12 protein-coding genes are annotated in these 18,212 nt (G+C 72.0%); 8 read left to right on the forward strand and 4 right to left on the reverse strand.

Features of this window, described 5'->3' with window-relative positions:
- Window positions 1-63: 63 nt before the first annotated feature.
- Window positions 64-1,674: a FadD3 family acyl-CoA ligase gene (locus tag ACJX2R_RS30815; protein WP_413102776.1), complete on the forward strand. Its 1,611-nt coding sequence runs from the start codon at window positions 64-66 to the stop codon at window positions 1,672-1,674.
- Between the two features lie 548 nt (window positions 1,675-2,222).
- On the opposite strand, the gene ACJX2R_RS30820 is transcribed toward ACJX2R_RS30815, so the two are convergent.
- The 3 genes from ACJX2R_RS30820 to ACJX2R_RS30830 all read right to left on the reverse strand — a co-directional run bounded on the left by ACJX2R_RS30820 (window position 2,223) and on the right by ACJX2R_RS30830 (window position 8,312).
- Window positions 2,223-2,585, reverse strand: coding sequence for a hypothetical protein (locus ACJX2R_RS30820; RefSeq protein ID WP_262700404.1), 363 nt, complete (start codon window positions 2,583-2,585; stop codon window positions 2,223-2,225).
- 213 nt (window positions 2,586-2,798) lie between these two features.
- Window positions 2,799-5,723: a BTAD domain-containing putative transcriptional regulator gene (locus ACJX2R_RS30825; RefSeq protein ID WP_413102777.1), complete on the reverse strand. Its 2,925-nt coding sequence runs from the start codon at window positions 5,721-5,723 to the stop codon at window positions 2,799-2,801.
- A 129-nt stretch (window positions 5,724-5,852) separates the two neighbouring features.
- Window positions 5,853-8,312, reverse strand: coding sequence for an ATP-binding protein (locus tag ACJX2R_RS30830; protein WP_413102778.1), 2,460 nt, complete (start codon window positions 8,310-8,312; stop codon window positions 5,853-5,855).
- Between the two features lie 157 nt (window positions 8,313-8,469).
- Here ACJX2R_RS30830 and ACJX2R_RS30835 point away from each other — a divergent pair, with 157 nt between their 5' ends.
- Window positions 8,470-9,690: an amidohydrolase family protein gene (locus ACJX2R_RS30835; RefSeq protein ID WP_413102779.1), complete on the forward strand. Its 1,221-nt coding sequence runs from the start codon at window positions 8,470-8,472 to the stop codon at window positions 9,688-9,690.
- Window positions 9,691-9,828: 138 nt separating this feature from the next.
- On the opposite strand, the gene ACJX2R_RS30840 is transcribed toward ACJX2R_RS30835, so the two are convergent.
- Window positions 9,829-10,887 carry an AraC family transcriptional regulator gene (locus ACJX2R_RS30840; RefSeq protein WP_413102780.1) on the reverse strand — a complete coding sequence of 353 codons (1,059 nt, stop codon included), beginning with the start codon at window positions 10,885-10,887 and terminating at the stop codon, window positions 9,829-9,831.
- Between the two features lie 284 nt (window positions 10,888-11,171).
- Between ACJX2R_RS30840 and ACJX2R_RS30845 the strand changes: the two genes are divergently transcribed.
- From ACJX2R_RS30845 to ACJX2R_RS30870, 6 genes are all read left to right on the forward strand, one after another.
- Window positions 11,172-12,134 carry an LLM class F420-dependent oxidoreductase gene (locus tag ACJX2R_RS30845; protein ID WP_413102781.1) on the forward strand — a complete coding sequence of 321 codons (963 nt, stop codon included), beginning with the start codon at window positions 11,172-11,174 and terminating at the stop codon, window positions 12,132-12,134.
- A 30-nt stretch (window positions 12,135-12,164) separates the two neighbouring features.
- Window positions 12,165-12,947, forward strand: coding sequence for an SDR family NAD(P)-dependent oxidoreductase (locus tag ACJX2R_RS30850; RefSeq protein WP_413105979.1), 783 nt, complete (start codon window positions 12,165-12,167; stop codon window positions 12,945-12,947).
- Window positions 12,948-13,570: 623 nt separating this feature from the next.
- Window positions 13,571-14,698, forward strand: a complete 1,128-nt coding sequence (locus ACJX2R_RS30855) for an LLM class flavin-dependent oxidoreductase (RefSeq protein ID WP_413102782.1) — start codon at window positions 13,571-13,573, stop codon at window positions 14,696-14,698.
- A gap of 99 nt (window positions 14,699-14,797) precedes the next feature.
- The gene (locus tag ACJX2R_RS30860; protein WP_413102783.1) at window positions 14,798-16,540 is read left to right on the forward strand and encodes an N-acyl-D-amino-acid deacylase family protein; all 1,743 of its coding nucleotides are present in this window, start codon (window positions 14,798-14,800) and stop codon (window positions 16,538-16,540) included.
- A gap of 145 nt (window positions 16,541-16,685) precedes the next feature.
- Window positions 16,686-17,441, forward strand: a complete 756-nt coding sequence (locus ACJX2R_RS30865) for an SDR family oxidoreductase (RefSeq protein ID WP_413105980.1) — start codon at window positions 16,686-16,688, stop codon at window positions 17,439-17,441.
- Between the two features lie 85 nt (window positions 17,442-17,526).
- Window positions 17,527-18,183: an O-methyltransferase gene (locus ACJX2R_RS30870; RefSeq protein ID WP_413102784.1), complete on the forward strand. Its 657-nt coding sequence runs from the start codon at window positions 17,527-17,529 to the stop codon at window positions 18,181-18,183.
- Window positions 18,184-18,212 lie beyond the last annotated feature (29 nt).

Raw genomic sequence — 18,212 nt, forward strand, 5'->3', positions numbered from 1 at the left:
AATCTGACGGGTAGTCAGCTAGTGGGGTCGTCCATCCCGGGTTCCGGGGAGGGGAGCGGTCCGATGGAACAGAAGCGGCAGGGGCACACCATCCCGGCCCTGATCCGGGCGGCGGTCGAGCGATACGGCCCGGACGAGGCCGTCGTCGAGGGCCGCGCCCGGATCTCGTACGCGGAGCTCGGCGCCCGGATCGAGCGCGCGGCGGCCGCGTGCGTCGCCTCGGGCCTCGAACCGGGCGACCGCGCCGCGATCTGGGCGCCGAACACCACCGACTGGATCGTGGCGGCGCTCGGCGCGGTCACCGCGGGCGGGGTGCTGGTCCCGGTCAACACCCGCTTCAAGGGCGGCGAGGCGGCGTATGTGCTGCGCCGCACCCGGGCCACGCATCTGTTCATCACCGGCACCTTCCTGGGCACCTCGTATGTGGCGTCGCTGCGCCGGGCGGCGGGGGAGGGGCCGGGCCACGGTCCGCTGCCGGGCCTGCCCTATCTGCGGGAGGTGGTCGTCCTCGCCGACAACGGCCCGGAGGACTTCCGCACCTGGAAGGAGTTCCTGGCGCTGGGCGACGCCGTGCCGCCGGAGGAGGTCCGCTCCCGGGCACAGGCGGTGCGCCCCGCGGACCCCTCCGACATCACCTTCACCTCCGGCACCACCGGCCACCCCAAGGGCGTGGTGACCACGCACTCCCAGACCGTGCGGGTCTTCGACACCTGGAGCGAGATCACGGGGCTGACGGCGGGCGACCGCTATCTCATCGTGAACCCGTTCTTCCACACCTTCGGCTACAAGGCGGGCATCGTCGCCTGTCTGAGCCGCGGTGCCACGATGGTGCCGCAGCCGGTCTTCAGCGTGGAGACGGCCCTGGCCAATATCGCGGCCGAGCGCATCACGGTCCTGCCCGGCCCGCCCACCCTCCACCAGTCCCTGCTCGACCACCCCTCCCGCACCGCCCACGACCTGTCCACCCTGCGCCTGGTCGTCACCGGCGCCGCCGTCGTCCCGCTGGAGCTGGTGGAGCGCCTGCGCTCGGATCTGGGGGTCGCCACCGTGCTGACGGCGTACGGCCTGACCGAGGCGTCCGGCACCGTCACGATGTGCCGCCGCGGCGACCCGCCCGAGGTCATCGCGGGCACGGCGGGCCGCGCGATCCCGGACACCGAAATCAAGATCGCCACGGCCACCGGACGCGAACTCCCCCCGGGGCGACCGGGCGAGGTCTGGGTCCGCGGCTACCACGTCACATCCGGCTACTTCGAGGACCCGATCGCCACGTCCCGCACCATCACCCCCGACGGCTGGCTGCGGACGGGCGATGTCGGGGTGCTCGACGAGCGGGGCAATCTGCGCATCACCGACCGAGTCAAGGACATGTTCATCGTCGGCGGCTTCAACGCCTATCCCGCCGAGATCGAGCAACTCATCGCCCGCCACCCGGATGTGGCCGACGTCGCCGTGATAGGCATCCCGGACCCACGCCTGGGCGAGGTGGCCAAGGCCTACGCGGTCCGCCGCCCGGACTCGACGCTGACGGCGGACGACCTGATCGCCTGGTCCCGCCGCGAGATGGCCAACTACAAGGTGCCCCGGCAGGTGGAGTTCCTCCCCGAACTACCGCGCAACGCCAGCGGCAAGGTCCTCAAGGCGAAGCTGCGGGCGGGCTCATCCGCCACCTGAGAAGCCGGAACAAAGGTGTGCCCCGGCGCGGGGCAGCGCAAAGGGGCCGGGCGGTTTCGCCCGGCCCCCTTTGGTGCTCACGAGTGTCTCGTGGCGCCTACTGCGGGCTGGTGGGGGCATGGCCCTCGCCCTGGGGGCCCGCGGCGGCAGCTGTGGTGTATTCACCACTGTCCATACCGACGACGGGGGTGTGACTATCGCTTGCAGACGCGAATGCGGCTGTTTGGCTTGTGGCTCCGACCGCGGCACCTATCGCGATAATCAAGGTCGCAATGCCCTTTGTAGCACGAGTCATTCCGGTTCCTCCGTTACGGGGGGTGATTATCTGTTTTGTACTGCAAATTAACAATGAGGGGTACATGTGTTCGGCCATCTGGCCGGAACTGGTCGAAGCTTGGCGGAAAGGGGGTCCGCCCGGTGGTGCTGGGGCGCTCATCCGGGAGGTGGCCCGCGCAAAGGGGCCGATGTCGATGACGTCCCCTCCGCGTCATCGACATCGGCCCCGCGGTGTTACCTCATGGAAATGAGCGACGCTTCGTGTGCTGCTCCTACTGGGGCGCTGAAGGTGTGTGGCCCTCCCCTTCGGCGCTCAGCTGCGGCGGTGCCGGTGTGTGGCCCTCGCCCTTGGTGCTCAGCTCCGACGGCGCGGGCGTGTGGCCCTCGCCCGCGGGGCTCAGCTGCGGTGGCGCGGGTGTGTGGCCCTCGCCCTGGGTGCTCAACTGCGGCGGTGCGGGCGTGTGCCCCTCCCCCTGGGTGATCAGCTGGGGCGGCGCGGGCGTATGGCCCTCGCCCTGGGTGGTCACCTGTGGAGGTGCCGGTGTGTGGCCCTCGTCCTGAGGAGTGAAGGGCGCCGGGTCGGCCTCCAGTGGCCGGTAGGTGTCGGACTCAGGCTTCTTGTCCGTGCTTGTCACGATCAACTCCATCGGATGCTTTGGTCGGTATAGGCCGTTGGCATCCGCCCGGCGACTCCCCCGTGGGTCGCCGGACGGATGTCTCAAAAGGGCCGTCCACCTTACGGTGTGACCTCGCAACCGACCCGTCTGCCCCCCGCGGGGACGGGTCGACCGCTACTAAGACTCCCGGACGGCGATAAACGATTGATGAACGGTCGGCGAGCCGCGCCGTTATGCGGCGGCCGCAGGGGTCAGAAGCCTGCGGACGTCCTCCGCCTCGGGCGTCCCCAGCCGCTGGTGAATGGACAGCGCCTCACGCCAGCAGGCGTCCGCGCGCTCGTTCTGGCCGAGCTCCAGCAGCGCCTTGCCGAGCAGGGTCAATACGATGGCCCGGCGCCACTCGCCCCCGATGCCCCGCAGGGCCAGGGCCTGTTCGGCGTGGGTGGCGGCCTCCGCGGGGCGCCCGATCGACAGATGCGCCTCGGCCAACCGCTGGTGGGTCATGCCCTCCCAGAGCGGCTGGCGGTGCTCACGGAACAGGCCGAGGGCCTCGGTGAGCTGTTCGAGCGCTTGGGTGAGGCTGCCCGCCCCGGTCAGGGCGATACCCAGCGCGTACTTGCCGTTGGCCAGGCGCAGGGTGCGCCCCAGGCTCCCGTAGATCCGCACGCCCTGCCGGGCCAGGTCCACGGCGCTGTCGATGCGGCCCATCTCCACGTACGCGCGGGAGAGGTTGCACAGCGCGCTGGCCTCTCCGGGCTGGTCGTCCACGGCCCGGTAGGCGTCGATGGCACGGAGGAAATGCCGCTCGGCGTCATCCCAGCGGGTACGGCTGAGATGCGCGATGATGCCGCGCTCGGTGAGGGCGCGCCCCATCGCGACATGGTCCTCGACCGCGGAGCCCAGGACCAGGGCGCGTTCCGCCTCCGCGTCGGCCTCCTCGAGCCGGCCGGTGAGGTTGCGCACCTTGGCGAGGCAGGTACGGGCCCGGCCTTCGGCCCGGGTGTCGCCGACCGTGTGTGCCGTCTCGCTGACGACGCGGGCGACGGCCTCGTAGCGAGGGGCGTTGGCACCGGACTCGGCGAGGTCCATCGCGGCGAGCAGCAGATCCGCCGACCGGCCCAGGGTGCTGCCCCAGGCGGCTTGCTGGGCGCAGGCCAGCAGGCAGTCCGCCTCGGTGAACAGCCAGTCCAGAGCGGCGTCCTGATGCGGGAAGACCAGGCCGGGGTGGCTGGCGGGGGCCAGGTGGTCGCCCAGGCGGTCACCGGGCCGCTCCATGGCGTACACCCGGGCGGCGGTGGCGAGGTAGAAGTCCAGCAGCCGGGAGAGCGCCGCCTCGCGGTCCGCCGCCGACTGGTGCCGCTCCGCGCAGTCACGCGCGTAGAGGCGTACGAGGTCGTGGTAGCGGTAGCGGCCGGGCGCCGCGGACTCCAGCAGGGAGGCGTCGACCAGGGACTCCAGGAGCTCCTCGGCGTCGAGGGTGTCCATCTCCAGGACGACGGCCGCCGCGGCGAGCGAGATGTCGGGCCCGTCCGCGAGCCCCAGCAGCCGGAACGCCCGGGCCTGTGACGGCTCCAACTGGCCGTAGCCCAGCTCGAAGGTGGCCCGCACGGCCAGGTCGCCCGCCCGCAGCTCGTCCAGCCTGCGGCGCTGGTTGGCGAGCTTGTGCGCCAGCGTGGAGACGGTCCAGGTGCGGCGCGAGGCCAGCCGGGAGGCGGCGATCCGGATGGCCAGCGGGAGGAAGCCGCACGCCGCCACCACGTCCATGGCCGCGTCGCGCTCGCTGGTGACACGCTCCTCGCCCACTATCCGGGTGAAGAGGGCGAGGGCCTCCTCCGGGCTCATCACGTCCAGGTCGACCAGGTGGGCGCCCTCCAGGTCGACCATCCGGGTCCGGCTGGTGATCAGCGCGGCGCAGCCCTCCGTACCGGGCAGCAGCGGCCGCACCTGCGCTGCGTCGCGCGCGTTGTCGAGCAGTGTGAGCACCCGGCGGCCGTCCAGCATCGAGCGGTAGAGCGCGGCACGCTCCTGGACGCCCTCGGGGATCGCGTTGTCCGGGGTGCCGAGGGCGCGCAGGAAGGCGCCCAGGATCGCGTTGGGCTCCGCCGGTACCGGGCCCGCCCCCTGGAGGTCGACGTAGAGCTGGCCGTCGGGGAATTGCTGGCGGGCCGCGTGGGCGACGTGTACGGCGAGCGTCGTCTTGCCGACACCCCCGATTCCGGCCACGGCTGACACGGCCATGACACGCCCCTCGGCGGTGGCGAGCTGATCGCTCAGCTCGTCGACAAAGGCGACGCGGCCGGTGAAGTCGGCCACCGTCGCGGGAAGCTGGGCCGGCCGTACGAAGCTGGGCCCCGCGTGAGCGCGGTCGTCCACCGGGGCGGCCAGCTCGGCGTCCGCCTGGAGAATGCGCTGATGCAGCTCGGAGAGTTCCGGGCAGGGGTCCACGCCGAGATCCTCGGCGAGCAGCCGCCGGGTGTCGTTGTAGACGGCCAGCGCCTCGGCCTGCCGGCCGCTGCGGTAGAGCGCCAGCATCAGCAGTTCGCGCAGCCGCTCCCGGAGCGGATGGGCGGCGGTGAGGGCGGTGAGTTCGGAGACCACGTCGGTGTGGTGGCCCAGCTCCAGATCGAGGTCGAGCCTGGTCTCGGTGAGGACGAGATGCCACTCCGACAGCCGGGCGCGCTGGGTCACGGCGTAGGGCCCCGGCACTCCGGCCAGGGGCTCACCGTCCCACAGGCCCAGTGCCTGGCCGATGAGCTCATGGGCCCGCAGCCGGTCGCCCGAGTGCCGTGCCTTCTCCGCCTCCGCCACCAGGCGCTCGGCCACGTCGGTGTCCAGGGCCCCGAGGCCCACCTGGACCGCGTACCCGCCCGACTCGCTGACCAGGACGTCCGATTGCGGGGTGAATGCCTTGCGCAGCCGGGAGGCGTAGGTGCGCAGCGCCGCGATGGCGGCGTCCGGCGGGTCGTCGCCCCACAGGGCGTCGATGAGCTCGGGGGCGGTGGCGGTGCGCCCACCCCGCAGCAAGAGAGCGGTGAGCAGGGCTCTTTGCTGTGGTGATCCGGTGCTCACCTGTTCCTCGCCCCGCCAGGCCCGTACCGGTCCGAGCACGGTGAAGCGCAAGGGCTGCTCCTGTGCCCGCTCCATCTCGCCGGCCATGGTCTCCCCCTGCCTCTGCTCCCAGTTGCACGGGCCAGTTTGCCTTGCCGATACCCCTCACGTCAGTAGGGGCCGGACCTCTCCACAAGGCCTGCCACACTTCACAGCCCCCGGAATACCGACGCACCGTCAGGTCCATGGGTCGCTTTCGGTCACCGGAGGGCCGACTCCATACGCGTCGCGATGGCCGGTATACGGATCCGTGGCCGCCGGGAGATCCGGTGCCGATGTGGACAGCAGCTGCCGTACCTCCTCGGGTTCGGGTGAGCCCAGCCGTTCCCTGAGAGCCCGCGCCTGCCGCCAGCAGTCCTGGGCCCGGGTTCGCTGCCCGGCCGCCATCAGGGCCTTCGTCAGAACGGTGAGAAAGGAGAAGCGCCGCCACTCGCCGCCGAGACCGCCCAGCGCGAGGGACTGTTCGGCATGTGCCACCGCTTCTGAGGGGCGCTGCGCGGCCAGATGCATTTCGGCCAGCCGGAAATGTGCCATGCCCTCCCACAGTGGCTGACGGGCTTCGCGAAAGAGATCGAGCGCTTCGGTGAGGTGGACGGACGCCTCCTCCAGCCGGTGGGCGCGCGTCAGCGCGATGCCGACGGTGTACATCCCGTTGGCGAGCCGCAGGGGGGCGCCGAGCCTGCGGTAGATGGCGAGCCCCTGCTCGGCCAGCTCCACACCGGTCCGGGTGCGGCCCCGGCTCACGTGCAGCCGGGAGAGATTGGCCAGGGCGCTCGCCTCACCCGCCTCGTTGGCGTCGGCGCGGAACGCCTCGAGCGCCTGCCCGAGGTACCTCTCGGCGTCTTCGTGCCGCCCCAGCCCGTTGGCCACGATGCCGAGCTGATTGGAGGCGCGGCTGGCGACCACCGGATCGTCGCCGTCCAGCTCCAGCGCGCGGCGCAGCTCCCGCTCGGCGTGGCCGTACCGGCCAGTGAAGCTGTACAGATGGCCCAGTGCCGAGCGGGCGCGGGCCTCGGTACGGGGGTCCCCGGCGGTGTGGGCGGCGTCGCAGACCACCTGCGCCACCGTCTCGTACTGCCGCGGCCGGGCGCCGGACTCGGCGAGGTCCAGCGCGCCCAGCAGCAGGTCCCCGGCGCGGCGGCGGGTGCTCTCCCCGGTGCACTTGGGCACACAGGCGAGCAGGCAGTCGGCCTCCGCGAAGAGCCAGTCCAGGGCGGCTTTCGAGGTCTCGAAGAGCAGTCCGGGGTGGCCGGTGGGCTCCAGGTGCTCGACCATGCGGTCCCCGGGCCGCTCCAGGGCGTACACCCGCGCCGCCGTGGCCAGGTAGAAGTCCAGGAGCCGGGACAGCGCCTCCTCGCGCTCCGCCGCCGCCCGCCGCTCCCGCTCCGCGCATGCCCGTGCGTAGAGCCGTACGAGGTCATGGAAGCGGTAGCGCCCCGGTACGGCGGACTCCAGCAGCGAGATGTCCACGAGGGAGGTGAGGAGCCGGCCGGTCTCCGTGGCGTCGAGACCGAGCACCGCGCCCGCGGCCGACAGGGAGATGTCCGGGCCGCCGGCCAGGCCCAGCAGCCGGAAGGCGCGGGCCTGAGCCGGGTCGAGCTGTCCGTAGCCGAGTTCGAAGGTCGCCTTGACCGCGAGGTCCCCGGCCCGCAGCTCGTCCAGCCGCCGGCGCTCGTCGGCGAGTTTGCGGGCGAGAACGGAGACGGTCCAGGTGCGGCGGGAGGCGAGCCGGGAGGCCGCTATGCGGATCGCGAGCGGCAGGTAGGAGCAGGACGCCACCACGTCCATGACCTCGGCACGTTCCAGGGCCGCCCGCTCCTGGCCCACGATCAGCGCGAAGAGGGCGAACGCCTCCGGGGGGCTCATCGCGTCCAGGTCGACCGGGTGGGCGCGGTCCAGGTCGGACATATGGGTACGACTGGTGATCAGCGCGACGCAGTCCGGCGCGCCGTCGTCGGGGAGCAGTGGCCGGACCTGGGCGGCGTCGCGGGCGTTGTCCAGGAGAACGAGGACACGGCGGCCCTCGAGGCATGCGCGGTAGAGCGCGGCGCGCTCCTCGGTGCCGTCCGGAATGGCGGCGTCGGAGGTGCCGAGTGAGCGCAGGAAGGCGCCGAGCACGGTCTCGGGGTCGGCGGGGGAGGAACCGGCGCCGCCGAGGTCGGCGTAGAGCTGGCCGTCGGGGAAGCGGTGGCGGGCGGTGTGCGCGAGATGGACGGCCAGGGCGGTCTTGCCGATGCCTCCGATTCCGGCGATCGCGATGGCGGCCGGCCGGCCGGCGGAGGTCGCGAGCCGGTCGTTCAGCTCCCGTACGAGGTCGTCGCGGCCGGTGAAGTCCGCCACCGCCGCGGGCAGTTGCGCGGGGCGCACGACGGTGGTGTCGGCCGTGGGGTGCCGCGGGCGGTTGGCGGCGGTGGGCCGGGAGAGCGCGGGGGCGGGCCGCGCGGGGACGTGCGGCCGGAGCTCGCGGACGACATCGGCGCGGTAGCCGCCCTCCAGCTCCAGTTCGAGCCGTGCCCGGCCGAGGGCGGAGTCCGGGTCCTCGCCGAGGGCCAGGCTCGCCTCTTCACCGTGCCAGGACCGGTCCGGTACGGAACCGGTGGAACCTTCCTGCCGCCCCAGGCGCTCGTCGTCGGCCATGGTGCCCCCCGCACGTGCTTCCTCGCTGTACGGCCAGTCTGCCGTGCCCGCGGCTCGTACGTCAGTAAAGAGTGCGACGTGTCCGGGGCATCCATCGAACATCGCAGGAGACGCCCGCGTAGCTGACGATCCGTCAGATCAGCGCTACCGTGCAGTCATGGAGAGCTTCCCGAAGATAATCTCGGTGGACGACCACACGGTTGAGCCCCCTCACGTCTGGCGGGACCGGCTCCCGTCGAAGTACCGCGACAGCGGGCCGCGCATCGTCCGGGCGCCGCTGAAGGAGATGACCTTCATCGGCGGCAAGTTCGCCCCGAAGATGGGCGCGCCCGGGGACGACGGGCCGCTCGCGGACTGGTGGGTGTACGAGGAGCTGCACCGTCCGCTGACCCGGCTGGACACCGCCGTCGGCTACGACCGGGACGAGGTCAAGCTGGAGGCCATCACCTACGAACAGATGCGGCCCGGCTCCTTCTCGGTGCCGGACCGGCTCGCGGACATGGACGTCAACCACGTCCAGTCCGCGCTCTGCTTCCCGACCTTCCCCCGCTTCTGCGGGCAGACCTTCACCGAGGCCGCCGACCGCGAGCTGGGGCTGCTCGGCGTCCGGGCGTACAACGACTGGATGGTGGAGGAGTGGTGCGGGCCCGAGGCCCGGGGCAGGCTGATCCCGCTGATCATCATCCCGCTGTGGGACGCCGAGCTGGCCGCCGCCGAGGTGCGGCGGAACGCGGCCCGTGGCGTGCGTGCCGTCTGCTTCTCGGAGATCCCGCCGAACCTGGGGCTGCCGTCCATCCACACCGACGACTGGGACCCCTTCCTCGCCGCGTGCGACGAGACCGGCACGGTCATCGCGATGCACATCGGCTCCTCCTCCCGGATGCCCTCGACCTCCGCGGACGCGCCCCCCGCGGTCGGCTCCACGATCACCTTCGCCAACTGCTGCTTCTCGATGGTCGACTGGCTGATGAGCGGGAAGTTCGAGCGCTTCCCGAACCTCAAGGTGATGTACGCCGAGGGCCAGATCGGCTGGATCCCCTACATCCTCGAGCGCGCCGATGTGGTGTGGGAGGAGAACCGGGGCTGGGGCGGAGTGGCCGACAAGGTGCTGCGCCCGCCGTCCGAGCTGTTCGCCGAGCATGTCTACGGCTGCTTCTTCGACGACGCCTTCGGGCTGCGCAACCTCGACGCCATCGGGGTCGGCAACGTGCTGTACGAGACGGACTATCCGCACTCGGACTCCACCTGGCCCAAGTCGCGGGAGGTCGGCGAGGCGCAGATGGGGCATCTGGCGCCGGACGTCGTGGACCGGATCGTGCGCGGCAACGCGATCGAGCTGCTGGGGCTCACGGCGGACGGGCTCTGGGCGGGGGCGTAGCGCGATGATTTCATCGCCGCCGCCATGGTCACGGAGGAGCAAGAAAGCGGTCACTGCCGGTCAATGACAACCCCCGGACCCTCCGGCAGGCTGTGGGGCATATCGGCCCTCCCGCCTCCCCACGCCGTCACCCACCCCCTACGACGTGACAGGGGCCGTGGGCGGCGCGGAGGGCCGGGTGTCTCTGCGCACCGGGCGTCGCGGGGTAGCGCCCGGCGCGCGGGACACAAGCGGATGGGACACCAGCGCCAGATGGCGGTAGTCGCTGGGCGGCATCCCGTACGCGGCCCGGAAGGCGCGGCTGAAGACGGCGGGGTGGGCGAAGCCCCAGCGGGCGGCGAGCTCATGGATGCGGACCGTGAGCAGGCCGGGGTCGGTGAGGTCGCGCCGGACGCGGTCCAGCCGCTGCTGCCGGATCCACGCGGAGACCGTGGTGTCGCGGGCCCGGAAGAGGCGGTGCAGATGGCCGACGGAGATGTGGTGCGCGGCGGCGATGGTGGCCGGTGACAGCTCCGGGTCGGACAGGTTCCGCAGGATGAAGTTCTGCACCCGCAGGGCGAGGGTGTGCCGGTGGGTCTCGGGCGGCAGCGCGTCGTCGGCCTCGACGGCCTGGGCGAGCAGCGCCGCCGCCAGGTCGATCAGCACGGTGCCCAGGCGCGGTCCGTCGGAGGGGCGTAAGGAGCGGTCCGCCGCGAGCCGGGTGAGGAACCCCGTCAGCAGGGCGCCCACCCCTTCGCGCGCCGGGATGGGCCGGGCGAGCAGCCGGTCGATCCGGTCGTGGGGGACCGGGATCAGGGCCTTGGGGATCTCCAGGCCCACGCCTGCGGGAGGGCCGCCGAAGGCCAGACAGTCGAAGGGCCGTGAGGTGTCGACGACATAGAGGCCCTCCGCCCGGTGCGCGGCCTCCTGGCGGGACTGGGAGACCTGGAGGTTTCCCCCCTGGATGAACGAGAAGTGGTACAGCTCGGGGTCGGACTGCCGGATGAGCTTGGGCGTCCGCCGGAAGTCCATCTCACGGAACTTCGTGGGCCACACGGAGGCGGCGCCGAACTGGAGGATGCGCACCTCGCCCCGGAAGTCCCGGGTGTAGTCGCTGGTCATCTCCATCGGCGCCATGAGCTGTGCCATCTGCTCGCGCCAGAAGTCGAACCGATCCGCTCTGGGCAGATCCTCGCAGCGGAAGACCGTCTCGATCATCACGTGCCCCTCTGAGTGCCCCTTGCCGTGCCCCCTCGCCGTTCCTCTTGCTGCGCCCCGTGCCGTGCCTCGTGCGGTGCCCGTGCGGTGCCTCCTTGCCTGTGCCCCGTGCCGGCCCCTGGGCGGGGATGCGGGCGTGGGCCCCGAGGTCCGAACGTCCGTACGCTAGCAAAGCGTTGCGCGGCGGGACGAGACTGCCGTACCCCTTGTCTGATGGACCGTCAGATACGACGATGTCCGGCGTCAGATACGACGATGACGGTCCACCGACAAGGAGGCCCGGCATGCGCGTCCTGCCCCGGGGCCGGTTGAGCTACGGCATGCAGCTGCCGATCCAGTCGCAGTCCACCCTCTACGCCGAGCCGTGGGAGGCCGGGGCGGGCCCGGCCGAACTGCTCGAGATCGCCCGCGCCGCCGACCGGCTCGGCTTCGCGTACCTCGCCGTCTGCGACCACGTCGCGATCCCGCGGCGGCTGGCCGCGGCCATGGGCACCGTCTGGTACGACCCGGTGGCCACCCTCGGCTGGCTCGCCGCGGCCACCGAGCGGGTGTGGCTGCTCAGCCATGTGGCGGTCGCCGCGCTGCGCCATCCGCTGCTGACCGCCAAGCAGTACGCCACGCTCGACCACCTCTCCGGCGGCCGGCTGATCCTCGGGGTCGGGGCCGGGCACGTCCGGGAGGAGTTCGAGGCGCTGGGGGTGGACTTCGCCCGGCGCGGGGCGCTGCTGGACGAGACGGTCGACGCGCTGAAGGCGGCGCTGGGGCCGGAGGAGTTCCCCGACTTCCGCGGTGAGCGGTTCGCCTTCAGCGGCCTCGGGCAGGCCCCCCGCCCCCTCCAGACGCCGCGGCCGCCGCTGTGGGTCGGCGGCTCCTCGCCCGCGGCGGTGCGCCGGGCGGCGGTCCGGGGCGACGGCTGGCTGCCGCAGGGCGATCCACGGGACCGGCTGCCCGGCCAGATCGCCCGGCTGCGCGAGCTGCGGAAGGAAGCGGCCCAGCACGATCGCGACTGTGAGGAGCCCGCCGAGATCGGCGCGATCACCGAGCCGCTGTACGTGGGCGAGCCCGGCTGGGACGTGGGGCGCCGGACCCTGACCGGCGCGCCGCAACGGCTGGCCGAGAGCCTGCGCGCGTACGCCGCGATGGGGGTGGACCAGATCCAGGTGCGGTTCCGCTGCCGGGACCACACCGAACTGACCGACCAGATGGCGGCCTTCGCCGCCGATGTCGCTCCGCACCTCGATGACTAGCGATGACTAGTGATGACTAGGGAGATCGGAATGGGCAAGCTGGACGGGCGGGTCGTCATCATCACCGGGGCGGCGCGCGGACAGGGTGAGCAGGAGGCGCGGCTGTTCGCGGCCGAGGGCGCGCGCGTGGTCCTCGGCGACGTACTGGACGAGCCGGGCGAGGCGCTGGCCAAGGAGCTGGGGGAGGGCGCCCGCTTCGTCCATCTGGACGTGGGGCGCGAGGACGACTGGACCGCCGCCGTCGCCGCCGCGAAGGACGCCTTCGGCTCGGTGGACGGCCTGGTCAACAACGCCGGGATCCTCCGCTTCAACGAGCTGGTGGGCACCCCGCTGGCGGAGTACCTGGAGGTGGTCCAGGTCAACCAGGTCGGCACGTTCCTGGGGATGCGGACGGTCGCGCCGGAACTGGCGGCGGCGGGCGGCGGAACGATCGTGAACACCGCCTCGTACGTCGCCCTGTCCGGGATGCCCCTGCTCACCGCGTACGCCGCGACGAAGGCGGCGGTGGTGGGGATGACTCGGGTGGCCGCGATGGAGCTCGCGGACAAGGGCATCCGGGTCAACGCGATGTGCCCGGGCGCGGTTGACACCCCCATGACCAACCCGGCCCAGCTCGACCCGGAAGCCGACAGCGCGGAGGCGACGGCGGCGGTCGACGAGCTCTACCGGAAGCTGGTCCCGCTGGGCCGGATCGGTCGCCCGGAGGAGGTGGCGCGGCTGGCGCTCTTCCTGTCCTCGGAGGACTCCTCGTACGTCACCGGCCAGCCGATCGTCGTCGACGGCGGCTGGCTGACCGGCGTCTCGGTCTTCTAGGGCGAGTCCCGGCGGATCGTGGGCCTGCGACGGGTCCCTCCCCTCCCCGCCCCAGCCCCCAGCTGGTCAGCTGATGGCAGCGACGATCGGCTCGTCGCCCCCCGGGAGGCCAGGAGCGAAGCGGAAGCCGGGCTCCGCCCCGGACGCGGGCCGGAGGGCCCGGATGTGCGCGGGGCGTCCGCCTGGGAATCCGCGGTAGTCGGTATGCCGACGGCGGTCAGCCTGCGGGTGCGGGTGTTCGCGGCGCGACGGTCGGTTCGTCGGCCCCGGGGGTCAGGGGCTAGGCGGAGCCGGGGCTCCGCCCCGCACGCGGGCCGGAGGGCCCGGATGCGCGCGGGCCTCCGCCCGGCAATCCGCGGTAGTCGGTATGCCAGCCGCGGTCAGCCTGCGGGTGCGGGTGTGCGTGGCGGCAACGGCCGACCCGTTGACTCCTTGGGGTCCAGGGGCGGAGCCCCTGGTAGCGGGAAGGGGCGGGGAGGGGAAAGGCCCGCCGGGCAGCCCCGTAGGCCCTCCGGCCCCGCGCGGCCCGGCTCCGGCCCTTGACGGTCCGTGCCCGCGGTGCCAGAGTCAATCAAAATCTGACGATCCGTCAGATGGACGTTCGTCTGAGGCGGTGAACCTCCATGGAATTCGGACTCTTCGTGCAGGGCTACGTCCCCGAGAGCCGACGCCGAACCGACCCCGAGGCCGAGCACCACGCGCTCGTCGAGGAGACCGAGTACGTCATCCAGGCCGACCGGTCGGGCTTCAAGTACGTATGGGCCTCCGAGCACCACTTCCTGGACGAGTACTCCCACCTCTCCGCGAACGACGTCTTCCTCGGCTATCTCGCCCACGCCACCGAGCGCATCCACCTCGGCTCCGGCATCTTCAATCCGTTGCCGCAGGTCAACCACCCGGTGAAGGTGGCCGAGAAGGTCGCGATGCTCGACCATCTCTCCGGCGGCCGGTTCGAGTTCGGCTCGGGCCGGGGCGCGGGCAGCCACGAGATCCTCGGCTTCCTGCCGGGCGTGACCGATATGAACGCCACCAAGGAGATCTGGGAAGAGACGATCGCCGAGTTCCCCAAGATGTGGCTCCAGGACGAGTACCAGGGCTTCACCGGCAAGCACTGGTCGCTGCCGCCGCGCAAGGTGCTGCCCAAGCCGTACGGGGGCGCCCACCCGGCGATGTGGTACGCGGCCGGATCGCCGCCCTCGTACGCGATGGCGGGCAAGAAGGGCCTCGGCGTGCTCGGCTTCTCCATCCAGAAGGTCTCCGACATGGAATGGGTCCTCGACTCCTACAAGAACGCGATCAAGGAGGCCGAGCCGGTCGGCGGTTTCGTCAACGACAACGTGATGGTCACCTCGACCGCGATCTGCGCCGAGACCCACGCCAAGGCCGTCGAGGTCGCGCTCGGCGGGGGGCTCAACTACCTCCAGTCGCTGCTCTTCCGTTACCACGACACCTTCCCCCGCCCGGAGGGCATCCCGCAGTGGCCCGAACTGCTGCCGGAGTACACCGAGGAGATCATCGAACTCCTCATCGCCGAGGAGCTGATGATCTGCGGCGACCCGGACGAGGTCTTCCGCCAGTGCAAGCGGTGGGAGCAGGCCGGGGCGGACCAGCTGTCGTTCGGGCTGCCGATCGGGATCGGCTACGAGGACACGATGAACACGATCAAGCTCATCGGCGAACACGTCATCCCGAAGATCGACACCGATCCGGTGCACCGTACGACCCGGTTCCGCCAAGCCGTCACGCAGTAGTCGCACAGGCCGTCACTCAGTAGCCACAGACCACAGACCACAGATCACAGACCGCAGGCCACAAACACCAGCCGCAGCCGCGAGAAGGGACCTGAACCCGTGCTCGACCACCTGATCAAGGGCGCCACCGTGGCGGACGGCACCGGCGCGCCCTCATACGTCGCCGACGTCGGCATCCGGGACGGCCGGATCGTGGCCATCGCCGAGCCCGGGGCCGTCACCGAACCGGCCCGGTCCACCGAGGACGCCACCGGGCTCGTCCTCGCGCCCGGATTCGTCGACCCGCACACCCACTACGACGCGCAGCTGTTCTGGGATCCGTACGCCACCCCGTCCATGAACCACGGCGTGACCACCGTGGCCGGCGGCAACTGCGGTTTCACCCTCGCCCCGCTCAACCCCGACCGGCCCGGCGACGCCGACTACACCCGGCGGATGATGAGCCGGGTCGAGGGCATGTCGCTGGTGGCGCTGGAGCAGGGCGCGCCCTGGAACTGGCACGGCTTCGGCGAGTACCTGGACGCGCTGGAGGGCCGGATCGCCGTCAACGCGGGCTTCATGGTGGGGCACTGCGCACTGCGCCGCCATGTGATGGGCGAGGACGCGATCGGCGGACAGCCCAGCCCCGCGCAGCTGGAGGAGATGCTGCGGCTCTTCCACGAGGCGATGGACGCGGGGGCGTGGGGGCTGTCCACCACCCAGTCATCCACCCACTCGGACGGGGACGGGCAGCCGGTCGCCTCCCGCCATGCCCGGCCCGAGGAGCTCCTGGCGCTCTCCCGGGCCGTCGGCGACCACGAGGGGACGCAGATCGAGGCGATCGTGGCGGGCTGTCTGGACCAGTTCGCCGACGAGGAGATCGAGCTGCTGGTGGACATGAGCGCGGCCGCCGGCCGCCCGCTCAACTGGAACGTGCTGACCATCGACGCGGCCGTCCCCGAGCGGGTGCCGCGCCAGCTCCAGGCCAGTGAACGCGCCCGTAAGGCGGGCGGCAGGATCGTCGCCCTCACGATGCCGATCCTCACCCCCATGAACATGTCGCTCGGCACCTTCTGCGCGCTCAACCTCATCCCGGGCTGGGGCGACATCCTGGGGCTGCCCATCCCGGAACGGATCGCGGCCCTCCGCGACCCGGCCGTACGGGAGGAGATGCTGCGCCGCGCGAGCAGCCCCGAGGCCGGGGTCTTCCGGCGGCTCACCCACTTCGGTCGTTATGTCATCGGCGACACCTACAGCGAGGCCAACGCCGGGCTGACCGGGCGCGTCGTCCGCGACATCGCCGCCGAGCGCGGACAGGAGGCGTTCCACTGCCTGGTGGAGATCTGCGCGGCCGACGAGATGCGTACGGTGCTGTGGCCGATGCCGACCGACAACGACCCGGCCAGCTGGAGCCTGCGGCGGCAGACCTGGGAGCACGAGGACGTCATGCTCGGCGGCTCCGACGCCGGGGCCCATCTGGACCGGATGTGCGGCGCCCCGTACACCACCCGGTTCATCGGCGACTGTCTGCGCGGACGGAAGCTGGTCGGCCTGGAGCGTGCGGTACGGATGCTGACGGACGATCCGGCGCGGCTGCTCGGGCTGCGGAGGCGCGGCCGGATCGCCGAGGGCTACCACGCCGACCTGGTCCTCTTCGACCCCGACCGGATCGACGCGGGCCAGGCGCGGCTGGTCCATGACCTGCCAGGCGAGAGCCCCCGGCTGGACTCGCGCGCGACGGGGATCGTGAGCGTCCGGGTGGGTGGCACGGAGACCATCCGGGACGACGAGATCACCGGCGCGGTGCCGGGGAAGGTTCTCCGGTCGGGCCGCGACACGGAGACGGTGAGCACGAGGGGCTGAGGCCGCGGTGAACGCTGCTGTCGGGGACGGCGGGCGTGGTGGGTCTGATGGGCTCGCCGGACCCGGCACCGGACATGGCGGACCCACCGCCTCCACTGGACCCACCGCCTCCGCCGGACCCACCGCCTTCGCCGGACCCACCGGACTGGGCTCCCTCGCCGGGCGGGCAGCCCTGGTCACCGGGGGCTCACGGGGCATCGGGCTCGCCGTCGCGGAGGCGCTGACGGCGGACGGTGCGGCGGTGTGCGTCACGGCGCGGGACCCGAGGGGGCTGGCCGACGCCGTACGCCGCCTCGGCCCGCGCGCCATCGGCTGCCCGGGGGACGTGGCCGACCCGGCCCATCTGTCGGCGGCGGTGGCCCGCACCCTGGCCGAGTTCGGCCGCCTCGACATCCTGGTCAACAACGCCGCCACCAACGCCCCGTTCGGCCCGCTGATGGCCGTGGACCCGCTCGCCTGGCGCACGGCCTTCACGGTCAACGTGGAGGCCCCGCTGCGGCTGGCCCAGGCGGCCTGGCGGGCCTGGATGCGCGACCACGGCGGGGCGGTCGTCAACATCTGCACCGAGGGCACCCACGGCGTCGGCCCGGACGTCGGCGCCTACGGCACCACCAAGACGGCCCTCCTCCGCCTCACCCGCCAGCTCGCCGGGGAACTGGCCCCCGCCGTCCGCGTCAACGCCGTCTCCCCGGGCCTGGTCCGCACCGAGATGGCCCGCTTCGTCTGGGAGCCCGGCGAACAGGAGATCGCCGCGACGCTCCCGCTGGCCCGTATCGGCGAACCGGAGGACGTGGCGCACGCGGTCCGCTGGCTGGTCTCGGACGAGGCGTCCTGGATCACCGGCGCGGACCTGGTGGTCGACGGCGGCCGCCGCGTCCGCGCGGCGCGCCGCACCAGCTGACGGGAAATCTGGCCCCCTGGCCTTCGACCAGGGGCAGCTCTGTATCCGCTAGACGAGACGCAACGTAGCGTCTACTCTAGCGCCCATGACACTCACTCACACCCTTGCCGACCCCCGGGTCGAGACCGCCATCAGCCGCATGTTCAAGCTGGCCGAGCAGGACGAGACCGCCCAGGCGCAACTGCCGCCCGGCGCGCTGGAAATGGCCCCGCAGGAGCTCGCCGACGCCGCGGCCGGGATCTATATGCCGATCTCCGCCGATGGCGGGAAGCTGCTCTACAACCTGGTGCGCGCCATCCGCCCGGCCACGGTGGTCGAGTTCGGCATGTCCTATGGGATCTCCACGCTCCATCTGGCCGCCGCCGTGCGGGACAACGGCAGCGGGCGCGTCATCACCACGGAGATGAGCAAGGAGAAGATCGCCGCGGCCCGCCGCACCTTCACCGAGACCGGGTTGGACGACCTGATCACCGTGCTGGAGGGGGACGCCCGGGAGACCCTCGCCGACCTCGAGGGTCCCCTGGAGCTGGTCCTGCTCGACGGCTGGAAGGACCTGTGCCTGCCCGTGCTGCGGATGCTCGAACCGAGCCTGCGGCCCGGCGCCCTCGTCGTGGCCGACGACATCGACCAGTTCGAGGGCCCCATGCGGCCGTACCTCGACTACGTACGCGACCCGGCGAACGGCTACCAGAACGTCAGCTTCCCCATCGAGGACGGCATGGAGATCAGCTGCCGCCTCTGACGCCGCCCGCCGCGCCGCGCGGTCAGGAA

Origin of the sequence: Streptomyces sp. Inha503 (assembly GCF_047215865.1) — a bacterium.
Taxonomy (GTDB): Bacteria; Actinomycetota; Actinomycetes; order Streptomycetales; family Streptomycetaceae; genus Streptomyces; species Streptomyces lycopersici.